At 45.6% G+C, this 12,673-nt stretch carries 9 protein-coding genes; 4 read left to right on the top strand and 5 right to left on the bottom strand.

Annotated elements, in window-relative coordinates; all coding sequences use genetic code 11:
- Positions 1-1,257: 1,257 nt before the first annotated feature.
- From dxs to mutL, 4 genes are all read right to left on the bottom strand, one after another.
- A complete protein-coding gene (dxs, locus tag LZD49_RS19575; protein WP_234669259.1) occupies positions 1,258-3,201 on the bottom strand; it encodes a 1-deoxy-D-xylulose-5-phosphate synthase in 1,944 nt (647 codons plus the stop codon).
- Between the two features lie 85 nt (positions 3,202-3,286).
- The gene (locus LZD49_RS19570) at positions 3,287-4,201 is read right to left on the bottom strand and encodes a rhomboid family intramembrane serine protease (protein ID WP_234669258.1); all 915 of its coding nucleotides are present in this window, start codon (positions 4,199-4,201) and stop codon (positions 3,287-3,289) included.
- Positions 4,202-4,204: 3 nt separating this feature from the next.
- Positions 4,205-4,990 carry a rhomboid family intramembrane serine protease gene (locus tag LZD49_RS19565; protein ID WP_234669257.1) on the bottom strand — a complete coding sequence of 262 codons (786 nt, stop codon included), beginning with the start codon at positions 4,988-4,990 and terminating at the stop codon, positions 4,205-4,207.
- Positions 4,991-5,048: 58 nt separating this feature from the next.
- Entirely contained in the window at positions 5,049-6,935 is a 1,887-nt protein-coding gene (gene mutL, locus LZD49_RS19560) for a DNA mismatch repair endonuclease MutL (protein WP_234669256.1), read from the bottom strand.
- 244 nt (positions 6,936-7,179) lie between these two features.
- Between mutL and LZD49_RS19555 the strand changes: the two genes are divergently transcribed.
- Entirely contained in the window at positions 7,180-7,344 is a 165-nt protein-coding gene (locus tag LZD49_RS19555) for a hypothetical protein (protein WP_234669255.1), read from the top strand.
- Positions 7,345-7,436: 92 nt separating this feature from the next.
- Here LZD49_RS19555 and nagB read toward each other — a convergent pair whose 3' ends face one another.
- Positions 7,437-9,377 (bottom strand): glucosamine-6-phosphate deaminase, encoded by a 1,941-nt coding sequence (gene nagB / locus LZD49_RS19550; RefSeq protein ID WP_234669266.1) that lies wholly within the window; start codon positions 9,375-9,377, stop codon positions 7,437-7,439.
- Positions 9,378-9,730: 353 nt separating this feature from the next.
- On the opposite strand from nagB, the gene glyA reads away from it, so the two are divergent.
- From glyA to ribH, 3 genes are all read left to right on the top strand, one after another.
- Positions 9,731-11,032: a serine hydroxymethyltransferase gene (gene glyA / locus LZD49_RS19545; protein WP_234669254.1), complete on the top strand. Its 1,302-nt coding sequence runs from the start codon at positions 9,731-9,733 to the stop codon at positions 11,030-11,032.
- A gap of 231 nt (positions 11,033-11,263) precedes the next feature.
- The gene (locus LZD49_RS19540) at positions 11,264-11,965 is read left to right on the top strand and encodes a tetratricopeptide repeat protein (RefSeq protein WP_234669253.1); all 702 of its coding nucleotides are present in this window, start codon (positions 11,264-11,266) and stop codon (positions 11,963-11,965) included.
- 117 nt (positions 11,966-12,082) lie between these two features.
- Positions 12,083-12,577, top strand: a complete 495-nt coding sequence (gene ribH / locus LZD49_RS19535) for a 6,7-dimethyl-8-ribityllumazine synthase (protein ID WP_234669252.1) — start codon at positions 12,083-12,085, stop codon at positions 12,575-12,577.
- Positions 12,578-12,673 lie beyond the last annotated feature (96 nt).

Raw genomic sequence — 12,673 nt, 5'->3', positions numbered from 1 at the left:
GATACTTGGATCAAACCTGGTAAAGTAGGTAGCCGCCACAATACCATTGCATGAAGACCATCTCAAAAGGATGGTCTTTTTTTGTGCCTTAGGGCCTGGTTCGGAGCAACGTTCGCTTCACCTCTCCCCAGTGGTACGCCACCCCGGCCCGGAACAGAGAAGTTAAGAGCGGCTGGCTAAGCTGGGGGCGCCTAGCCGGGGGCACCTAGCCGGGGGCACCTAGCCCAGAACCGCCGATGATACCGCGCCGCGCAGGCTTGGATCAAACCTGGTAAAGTAGGTAGCCGCCACAATTTTAACAAACAAAAAGCATCCCCTCAAAAGGATGCTTTTTGCGTTTATAGGCATGTTTACCTTTATTACATCCAGACAGAGAACTATTAGAACATGCTTGTATGAATGAAAAATGGGGCGTAGCAAACGTTTATGCAATTTTTAACGCAGCTTTTCCCGCTTTTTTTGTGCTAGGGCAATTAGTCACCATTGGATTTATACTTTTGCTACTACGGGGCATAAGCAGCTGGAGCCGTGCTTGTGTCGCTTCGACAATCCGATTATGTTGCCAAGATGGGCCCGACATTTAAAGGCCTATTTTGAATTTCATCATCGAGCTGTACTAGTTCATGTAAAACAGCTCCTATTTGATAATGCCGAAGGGATTTGCCGTGATAACATTATTAAGACAGTTAATCCTGCTTGTGACCTTTGTGCGGGTGGTATTTATCTGGCCTGACCCGGCGGTGACCCAGCGTGAACGGCATGCCGTTTGATTTGGCTTGTGCATGCTCAAATTTACTTAATAACGGTCTGCTCATTAAATAAGATAAAAACTGGGGTTGCTGCCAAAAAGCGGCATACATTTTACAGCGCTTGAAGTGTAATGGGAAACCGATTAGACGTAAATCCCGAAAAGTTATGACACTGAATTAAATGTGAAGTAACTCCAATGTTGACGCCTGGGAGGACCGCCAGAGAACTGTCCGAGGCTGATTTCAAACGCTAGCTATATCTTCTGTTTTCGCCCATATAAACATCCCTAAGAAGAAGCGCCCAGCTTTTCGGTTAACACAACTAAAGGGCCTTCTTGCGTTTGGGACATTGGAATGGTCAGGATCGCTGTTGACCTCCCTTCTTCCTCGGCCCGCCTCCCGTCAAGCGGAATTTAATTTAGGTTGCGCTCAATCGGGATCGCCTAGATTGGACAAAAAAGAAAAGCTGATCTGACGACCGGCCTTAGCTGGTATCTTGCCTTCGAACCTAGTGCAATAGCGAAGCGGCTCGCGACTGCTGCTGCATGAACTGAACGGATGCAGCGACGATTCCGAGCGTGTCGATACCGCATTCATGATATAGCTCTGCAGGTTCTCCATGTTCCACTATGAAATCAGGAATTCCCAAGCGCTTAACTTGGCTATTATATCCATTGTCAATCATAAATTCAAGAATAGCGCTACCAAATCCGCCCTGTAAGCAGCCATCTTCCAAAGTCATGACCCTATCATAGGTGGAGAAAATTTCGTGAAGCATAGCCTCATCTAAGGGCTTTGAAAAGCGCATATCGAAAAGTGCGACACTAATGCTTTGATTTTCCAGCTCTTCGCATGCCTTTAAAGCATAGTTGCCAAGCGGACCAAAGGATAATATTGCTAGATCGCTGCCTCCTCTCACCTTTCTCCCTTTACCAATTTCTATTTCTTCAAACGGCATCTTCCAGTCTGGCATTACACCGTTTCCCCTTGGATAACGAATGGTGAATGCATTTTTGCCCGATTGGAAGGAATCTAGCTGAGCTGTATACATCATATTCCGGAGCTCTTGCTCGTTCATTGGAGATGCAACAATCATATTCGGAATGCAGCGCATAAATGCAATGTCGTAAACCCCATGATGCGTTGGTCCGTCGGCACCTACTAAGCCTGCCCTGTCCAGACAAAATATAACAGGCAACTCCTGAATGCACACATCATGCACTACCTGATCGTAGGCACGTTGCATGAATGTTGAATAGATATTGCAAAACACGACATCGCCACGGGTTGCCATTCCCGCCGAGAATGTGACTGCATGTTGTTCAGCAATACCTACGTCAAATGCGCGGTCTGGGATGGCTTCCATCATGATGTTCAAAGAGGACCCGGATGGCATTGCCGGTGTAATACCGACGATTTTTGTATTTTGTTTAGCCAGTTCAACAAGCGTATGGCCAAACACATCCTGGTATTTTGGTGCCTGAGGCGTGTCGAAGACTTTCTTCTTGATTTCTCCCGTAATCTTGTCGAAAACGCCGGGAGCATGCCACTTTGTCTGATCTTTCTCCGCTGGGCCGTAACCTTTCCCTTTTATAGTGAGGCAGTGCAACAACTTGGGACCTGGAATATTTTTCAGATCCTTCAAAACCTCCGTAAGATGGCCGATATCATTACCATCTATGGGACCGAAATAGCGTAATCCGAGTGATTCGAAAAGATTACTCTGACGAAGAATAGCAGTCTTCATTGCTGTCTCGACTTTCGAAACAATCTCCTGCGCACTTTTGCCGAAATTGCTCATTTTTCCGAGCAGATTCCATACTTCATCTTTGAACTTGTTATAAGTCTGAGAAGTGGTGATGTCGGTCAAATATTCTTTTAGCGCACCAACGTTCGGGTCGATGGCCATGCAGTTATCATTGAGAATAATCAGGAGATTAGAATCCGTCGCTCCGGCGTGGTTCATGCCTTCAAAAGCCAAGCCGGCAGTCATAGCACCATCGCCGATAATCGCGATATGCTGGCGCTCGAAATTTTTCTCCAGGGCCGACGCTACCGCCATTCCAAGCGCCGAAGATATGGAAGTAGATGAATGGCCAACACCAAATGCGTCGTAAATGCTTTCTTTTCTTTTTGGAAAACCAGAAAGGCCTCCATAGGTGCGGTTGGAATGAAATTCATCACGCCGACCTGTTAGTATTTTATGCCCATAAGCCTGGTGACCAACGTCCCATACTAGCTGATCGTCAGGCGTATTGAACACATAATGAAGTGCTACACTCAGTTCGACTACACCCAGGCTCGCCCCAAAATGCCCGCCATAAACCGACACATTATCAATAATAAATTGCCTTAGCTCGTTGCAAACCTGGGGAAGCTGAGAACTGTCCAGTTTTCGAAGATCCTCGGGAGAATTAATCGTTGCTAATAATTTTCCTGGCGTTATAAGCATACCATAGGGCTATTGAATCAATTTATTAGCTGTCCGCTTTTCTAAATAGTCACAAAATTAAGCAAATACGCATTAACCGCGACTATTATTTTTGTTGGCTTGCCTTGAACAACTTTTGTTTCTCTTCACGCGTCAGGCTCTCGTAACCTGATTTTGAGATCTTATCCAGGATAGAATCGATCTCCATTTGATCAGGCATTTCGATAGTGCCCGATGAAGATGATGAATATACGCTTGTGCTGCGATATACCTGTCTTTCACGATAGGTTACCTGCATGGACGGGCGTCTGCGGAAAATACGTGACCACACCGAAAGTAGGCCATAGATGGGTTTTCCCAAATCTGTCCCGTTTTGCAGCAGTTTGATGAATATATAGCCTGTAAATGCTCCCCCTAAATGCGCAAGATTGCCGCCAGCATTGGGCCCAACCGTCTGCGCAAGTGACAAAATAATGTAAAATAATGCGATAAACTTAATCCGTACCGGCCCGAGAAATATCAGGTTAAATGTATAGTTCGGGAGTAAAGTCGAAGCTCCGACCGCCACAGAAAATGCCGCGGCTGAGGCACCTAACATTCTGGATCCTTCAATATGTGCCTGGAAGTAGGGCAGCAAATTATAAAGCACGATGTAAATTAACCCACCCGCAATCCCACCGAGCAGGTAAAGCGCCACAACCCTTTTTGCTCCAAGATACTCATCCACCAGCTTTCCAAACCAATACAGGAAGAGCATGTTGAAGAGGATGTGAAAAATATCGTCGTGTGTGAAGAAGTACGTGACGAGTGTCCAGGGCTTATAGATGAATTCCTGCGTTGCAGCCGGAAGCTGTAACATGTTGATCAGCAGAGCATATATATTTGAAGATTGTGACAGGGTCAACACAATTTTCATGAGCAGCAAAACCAGGAATACTGCCGTGTTTACCAGAATAATCTTTACCAGTGCATTCTCGGATTTCGCGAACTCCCGTTTTACGTCGTCAACAATATTGCTCATCTTCTAATAGAAATTTGATTTTTGCGTACCCCAGTAACGCAACAATATATATGCAAATAGCATTCCTCCAATGTGCGCGAAATGGGCAACATTATCAGATTGAGCATTTTGTATCCCTGAGTACAATTCAAAAAGCCCGTAAAAAGCGACAAAATATTTCGCCTTTATCGGGAATGGGACGAAAAGGAGAAAAAGCTCTGTATTTGGAAACAACAAACCAAACGCCATCAGAATCCCAAAAATTGCCCCTGAGGCCCCGACCATAGGTATGCTGATAGTATTTGCAAACACGCTTTGTACCAGCCTAATACTGTTTTGAATATACACGGAATTGGTTGGATTTCCTTCAAATGAATTCAAAAAATCAAGACTGGGTTCATAGTATCGTTCAGCGTGTTTGCTGAGAAAATCCGCGAGAGCATCGGGACTTGGATTCTGGGTAAATAAGTCAACAGCATTCGCTAGCTGGTAATTCTCGTAAAAGCCTATTCCAGAGAATAAAAGCCCAGCACCGATACCAGTTACAAAGTAAAAAATCAGGAAGCGTTTAGGTCCCCACATCCTTTCTAATAACGGCCCGAACATGATCAAACCAAACATGTTGCTGAACAAATGGCCAATGCCGCTGTGCAGGAACATGTAGGAGACAAACTGGAAAATGTGAAACTCCGGTGACAGCACGGGCATCAGTGCAAACTGGCTTTTAAGGCTGAAAACAGAAGAATCGATAAAGTAGAATAGAATATTCAGGATTAATAAATTTCTTACCGTGGGGGTTATGGCTAACATATTTTGTTCAAATTCAAATATTTATCTCCAATAAACTGTATATATCCGGTTTTTGTTCTCAACCCCGGAATATATTGGCCAGCTTGTCCATCGTCAGAAGAACAATGATCGGCTCACCGCCGGGCGTTCTGTTCGGGTCGGATGATGAAAATAGCTGGTTCATCAATGTGTGTATTTCCATGTGCGACAATTTTACCGCGTACCGGACAGAGAAACGCTTTGCCAGCGACCGCGACAGACTTTCCGGCTTGTTGAGTTTAAGGTCGGAATAACTCTGTTTAAGTTGCTCGATTAGTTCTTCAAACAGATCCTGCTCGCTTTCTTCCGGCAAATCGGCCGGAATGCCACGAATGATCAATTCGTTCGATCCGAATTCGTCAAACTCAAACCCAAGGCTGCGGATTTCCTTTTTCGTCTCATTCACCAGTTGCATATCGGAATGAGTTAACCGGATGGTTTTTGGAAAAAGTAGTTGCTGGCAGGCTCCGTTGCGATTGATCAGCATTTTACGGTATCTCTCGTATAGAATGCGTTCATAGGCTGCCTTCTGGTCGATCAGCATGATCCCGTCTTTGACCTGCGATAAAATGTAGCGGTTGTGGAGCTGGAAAAGCAATGCATCAGCCTCTGGGGCAGCAATTACTTCTGAAGCCATTCGGTTCACCTTGCTGGCAACGGTTTTGGCTTGTTCCTGATAGACGGGCCTCGAATTGGCTGTTGCACCCATTTCGAATGCATCCAGCTCGCGGTGCCTGTCTTCTGTATTTTGCAACCCTTCGAAAAGTTTGCTCCAATTTGTCAGGTTCGATTTGGAGTTGCTGCCCTCACTTTTGCGCGGTTGCGCAGCCCAGTCGGGCATTACTGTGCGAGGTATAAGGTTGTTATTTGCTTCAGTAGGTGTCGGATTGAGAAAATTAATGTTTTCCTCGAAGTCGATGGATTGTGATAGATTATAAACACCTACCGCCTTTTTGACTGCAGCCATGATGATTGCATATACCGAACGCTCGTCGTCGAACTTGATCTCTGTTTTGGTCGGGTGAATGTTTATATCGATGTGCGACGGGTCGATTTCGATGAACAACACGTAAAACGGGTGGCTGCCTTCCGGGATAGTTCCATCAAAAGCGCTGATCACCGCGTGATGCATGTAATTATGCTTGATGAATCGGTCATTCACAAAAAAGAACTGCTCGCCGCGTGTCTTGCGCGCAAATTCGGGCTTGCCAATGTAACCCCGCACATTGATATAAGAAGTTTCTTCCTGGCAATAGGCCAATTGTTCCCGATAACTTTTGCCGTAAATGTCAATGATCCTCTTGACCAGTTTAACCGATTGCAGGTTGAAAACCTCTGTGTCGTTATGATGCAGTGTAAAGCCTACTTCCGGGTTAGCCAACGCAATGCGCTGAAATTCATCCAGCACATGCCGCATTTCAACCGAATTCGACTTCAGGAAGTTTCTACGTGCCGGGACATTGAAAAACAGGTTTCGGATCGAAAAGTTAGTGCCTCTCGGACAAGCGATAGGCTCTTGTGTTTTTATATCCGAACCATCAATACGAATCAATGTACCTACTTCATCGGGTTCCTGCCGGGTTCGGAGTTCAACCTGTGCCACAGCCGCGATGGAAGCCAACGCTTCTCCTCTGAAACCCATCGTCCTTATTCTGAATAAGTCTTCCGACTGCCTGATCTTGGAGGTAGCATGTCGCTCAAAGCACATCCGGGCGTCGGTTTCCGACATTCCGGAACCGTTATCAATTACCTGGATCAACGTTCGGCCAGCCTCGCGAAGAATCACCTGGACCTGGGTAGCCTTCGCATCGATCGCATTTTCCATAAGCTCTTTTACTACCGAAGCGGGGCGCTGAACGACCTCCCCTGCGGCAATTTGGTTGGCTATGGAATCGGGTAATAGTTGTATGATGTCGGATGAAGGCATTTGGGAAGTGGCAGTTAACTTTACTATAACAAATAAACAAAATTTTTTTTTACTGCCTGGTTAATAATGGCGGGTAACAAATCGGGCTGTTTTACTTTTCCATAATATCCAATTGAAATAATTACATTATTTATTCAAATTTTATATGAAAATTAGTCGTTGATAGACTAAAAAAGTTGTCGGCCATTAATTATTTGTATAACTTGGGATACATAACCTACGTTAACAAGCACCTGACCCTGTTATGAAAACGCCAATTATCAAGAGATTTAATTTTACGATGGCATTGCAATGGCTGATATTTCTGCCGGTCATTCTGCCATTATGTATCATTTTTGGTGCCGTACAAGGCGTTATCAATATGGTCGAGAAGATGGCGCACAGGATGTGGGCCGATATGGAATTATAGAACCGAATACAGATTTATTAATTAGTATATCAGGTAGATATAAAATAAAAATAGCCCGGAATCTCCGGGCTATTTTTATTGATGGTATTCGCTTAAAATTTCCAGCGTACAAAGGCTTCCATTGCCTCATACTCGGCCAGGCCAAGGGAATCGTACAAATGCGCCGTTCCGCGGTTCCGCTCTTCGGCACGTTGCCAGAATTCACGTGAATCTTCACCCTGGAACACCACGCCGTCTTTCTGCGACTGATGCTTGAATATTCCCTGGCGCTTTTTCAGTACCTGGTCGGGGCTCATAGGTACAGCCATTTCGATTTCATAAATATCCCATTCAGCCCACGCGCCGCGGTACAGCCATACCCAGCAGTCCTTCATGAAATTCTTGTGTTTCGAACGTTGCAACGCGGCTTCGATAGCGTCCCAGCAAACCTTGTGCGTTCCATGCGGGTCGGCAAAGTCACCGGCAGCGTAGATCTGGTGCGGCTTCACTTCTTCGATCAGGTTTTCAATGATCTTGATATCTTCTTCACCGATCGGTTTTTTCTGAACGGTTCCGGTTTCGTAGAAAGGCATATCCAGAAAATGAGCCTGGCTGGTAGGAACTCCTACGAAGCGGCAGGTAGCCTTGGCCTCTCCGCGACGAATCAGACCTTTTACCTTACGAACCTCCGGACTATCGATTTCACTGTTTTTAGTATGCCTTAAAAACTCTTTCGCATCAAGAAAAAGTTTGTTGGCATTCGGACTTTCTATTTCAAATCCTTTATTGAAGTCAACCACGAAATCGATAAAGCGCAATGCCTCGTCGTCCGCTACGGCAATGTTTCCGGAAGTCTGGTAAGCCACGTGAACCTCATGACCCTGATCAACAAGTCGTTGGAAAGTACCACCCATTGAAATGATGTCGTCATCGGGGTGCGGGCTAAAGATTAGCACGCGTTTTTTCGCAGGCTGTGCACGTTCTGGACGATGGGTATCATCCGCATTGGGCTTACCGCCCGGCCATCCGGTGATGGTATTCTGTAATTGGTTAAATACATTGATATTGATCTCATAGCCGGCGCCATATTGTGCCAGCAAATCGCTCATACCATTGTCATTATAATCTTTATCGGTCAGTTTAAGGATCGGCTTTTTCAAGGTCTGCGACAAATGGGTCACCGCTTTCTTGATCATTTTATTATCCCAGATCACCGAATCAACCGCCCAAGGCGTTTTAATGCGGGTTAGCTCGGTAGCCGCGCTTTCGTCCACTACGAACGAAACGTCAGTATGTGCTTGCAGGTAAGAAGCAGGGTTCAGCTCTGAAACAGGGCCTTCAACAGCACCTTTGATAACCTGTGCTTTTCTTTCACCCCAGGCCAGCAATACTACGCGGCGGGCATTCAAAATAGGTGCTACACCCAACGTGATTGCTTTGCGTGGTACATTGTGCAAGCCACCGAACTCCATGCTGGCAGCGGCGCGGGTTGAGTGGTCAAGCGTGATGAGGCGTGTATGCGAGTTGATAAGCGAGCCCGGCTCGTTGAAACCGATGTGGCCGTTACCACCGATACCAAGCAACTGGAAGTCCAGTCCGCCCACCGCATTGATTTTATTTTCATAAGAAGCGCAGTAATCGCGCAGCAATGGTGCAGGAACTGTACCATCGGGCAAGAAATAGTTTTCTTTCGGAATGTCTACATGATCGAATAACTGCTCTTTCATGAACCGGTGGTAGCTGTAAATGGAGTCCGGTTCCATCTGGTAATACTCATCCAGGTTAAAAGAAATCACATTCTTAAAGCTCAAACCTTCTTCACGGTGCATACGCACAAGGATCGCGTAAACTGTCTTTGGGGAAGAGCCTGTCGCGAGTCCCAAAACACAAGGTTTACCTTCCTTTTGTTTCTGACGGATGAGGTCCGAGATCTCTTTTGCTACCGCATAGGACGCCTCTTTCGAATCGGCAAAAATCTGCGTCGGGATTTTTTCATAGGTGATGGGTTGCCCTATGGTGCCGGTAGTGCCTTTTCCATTGCTGGAAGCTTGCATCAGGATTGTTTGTGGACTTACCGCTTGTTGGCTCATAACTTAAAGTTAAATGATGTAAGAGTTTCGTGAATAGACTTAGGATTAAACTGCAAGTTACTCATGTGTTCGATCACGCACGAACGAATTGACTACAAAAGTACAACGGAAAACAATTATTCTTAAAATAATTTAAGAAATAACTTACACTTAAAATTACGCCTGTCGCCCCTTTGTGGGCTATTTGCTCTGCTAATGTAAACTAGCGCATTGGCACTTTAAATATAAAGTAAGTGTTAGTATTTTATTCCAAAATAATTGCTCGTATTTTTGCGGCTTATTCCACGAAATATCACACCATTTTTCTGACAAATCCCATGTCTACTCTCACCAGCGTTGAACGTGACACCGCCATTTTTGATCTGATCAACAGAGAAAAACATCGCCAGGAGTCTGGCATCGAACTGATCGCTTCTGAAAACTTCACTTCCCGTCAGGTAATGGAGGCGTCAGGAAGTGTGTTGACCAACAAATATGCAGAAGGTCTTCCGGGTAAACGTTACTACGGCGGCTGCGAAGTGGTTGACGAAATCGAACAGATTGCGATCGACCGTTTGAAAGAACTTTTTGGTGCTACCTGGGCTAACGTACAGCCACACTCGGGAGCACAAGCCAATACAGCTGTTTTCCTTGCTTGCCTGAACCCTGGCGACAAGATCATGGGCTTTAATCTTTCTCATGGAGGCCACCTTACGCACGGTTCACCGGTGAACATTTCAGGTAAATACTTTCAACCTGTTTTTTATGGGGTTGAAGCGGAAACCGGTCTGATCGATTGGGATAAAGTGGAAGAAACGGCATTGAAAGAACGTCCAAAGCTTTTGATCTGCGGTGCGTCTGCGTATAGCCGTGACTGGGATTACGAACGTCTGCGTGCCATCGCCGACCAGGTTGGTGCATTACTGATGGCTGATATTTCCCACCCTGCGGGCTTGATCGCCAAAGGACTGTTGAAAGATCCATTCGATCACTGCCATATTGTTACAACTACAACGCACAAAACTTTGCGCGGCCCACGCGGCGGTGTGATCATGATGCGTAATGATTTTGAAAACCCATTTGGCATCAAAACGCAGAAAGGCCAGTTGCGTACCATGTCGTCGCTTTTGGATTCAGGCGTTTTCCCTGGAACACAAGGCGGTCCTTTGGAGCACATTATCGCTGCCAAAGCCGTTGCATTCGGTGAAGCTTTGAGCGAAGGATATTATAACTATGCAACCCAGGTTGCGAAAAATGCCCAGGCGATGGCCAAAGCATTTGTGGATAAAGGTTACCGCATCATCTCAGGCGGTACCGACAACCACCTCATGCTGATCGACCTGCGTACTAAAAACGGTATTGAATCAGGATTTACGGGTAAGCTGGCTGAAAACACATTAATCAAAGCCGATATCACCATCAACAAGAATATGGTGCCTTTCGACGACAAATCGCCCATGGTAACGTCGGGTATGCGTGTGGGAACTGCTGCGATGACGACCCGCGGACTGGTTGAGGCAGATATGGAGCGTATCGTGGAGTTAGTTGATACCGTTCTGGTTAATAACGACAACGACGCGAAAATCGCTGCGGTGAAAACAGAAGTAAACGAATGGATGAAACAGTTTCCATTGTACTGATATAGATAGGTATTGCTAAAAACTGCGCGGTGACCATGGTCACCGCGCAGTTTTTGTTTACTGATTAATGCATTGACTTACAAATCGAACAGCCTCCAATGCATTTGTCACCGCCTACCATTCGTTCATTAATAGCGCTCCATTAGTGCATCGCGCAAAGAATTGTGTCCTAACTTGTTTTGACTTAATAAGTTTTTCATAACTTTGCACTCCAAAATCGAATTAATTGATATGAGCAAGAAAATTACGGGCGAATCCGGGATTGAAATCATTGAATCTCCGGAGGCATTAGCAGGCCAGATCAATAAAGCAGAGGTTTTTTTTCTAAAAAACCGTAAGGTTCTACTTGGACTTGGAGGGGCTATTCTGGTTGCTATTATAGGGTTTGCCGGCTACCGTTTTTATATAGATGGTCAGGAAGGCACCGCTCAGAATGCGCTCGCAAGTGTTGTTTACGATTTTGAAGCTGATTCATTGCAAAAAGCATTAAACGGAAGCGGTGGTAACGAAGGACTTCTTTCAATCGCCGATAATTATAAAGGGACCGACGCCAGCAACCTGGCCAGCTTTTATGCGGGTGTGGCATTGCTTAAACAAGGCAAATATGACGATGCTATTAGCCGTCTGCAATCATTCAGTTCTTCTGACCTTTTGATCCATGCACGTGCTCAGTCTTTGATCGGAGATGCATATCTTGAAAAAAATCAGCCTGCCGAGGCTATTTCATATTATCAGAAAGCCGCTGATTATGAAAGAAATGAATATTTTACACCGGTTTATCTGATGAAACTTGCACTTGCTCAGGAAAAGGCCAACCAGCCTGCCGACGCGGTTGCGTCCTATAAACGTGTTGTTGACGAGTTCCCACTTTCCTCGGAAGTGGTGAATGCCAAGAAATATATGGGATTATTAGAGGGACAGGTCGGCAAATAATGGTTAACCATTCTGTTTCTGAAAAAGGATAAAGCCGACCATGGTTTTATCCTTTTTTTATTCGTTTAAGCCGAATTTTAAAGTATGCTTTTTAAAAATCACTGAAAATCAACTGCAATGTCAAGTGCCGATAAAAATCTGAGTGTATTTACAACGGAAGGACTTCCGGATATCAGCAATAAAAGATTCGCAATCGTTGTGGCCGAATGGAATAGCGAAGTGACCGAGAAGTTGTTTGAAGGCGCATACCAGACGCTGATCACCTACGGGGCGCTCGCGGCAAATATCTTCAGAGGTAATGTGCCGGGAAGCTTTGAGCTTACCATGGGGTCACAATGGTTCGCACAACGTGCCGATATCGATGCCGTGATCGCATTGGGCGTAGTAATCCAAGGCGAAACCAAGCATAATGACTACATCAACCACGCAGTAGCGCAGGGCATCACGAATGTGAGCCTGAAATATGACAAACCTGTGATTTTCGGCGTACTGACACCTAACAATATGGAGCAGGCACTCGAACGATCAGGCGGCGTTCATGGCAACAAAGGCGACGAAGCTGCGATGACGGCGATCAAAATGCTCGGGCTCAAGCTAATTTTGAATGATTGAATGAGTGAATGAGTGAATGTTTCCTTGGAAACTATTCAGAAGTCATTGACTTGTTCAATTACGGGTTACGGAATCAACATTTGTTCATTCCGCTTG

The sequence above is a fragment of the Dyadobacter sp. CY261 genome (genome assembly GCF_021440085.1).
In the GTDB taxonomy this organism is placed as follows: domain Bacteria; phylum Bacteroidota; class Bacteroidia; order Cytophagales; family Spirosomataceae; genus Dyadobacter.
This window is presented reverse-complemented; position numbering and strand designations above follow the sequence as displayed.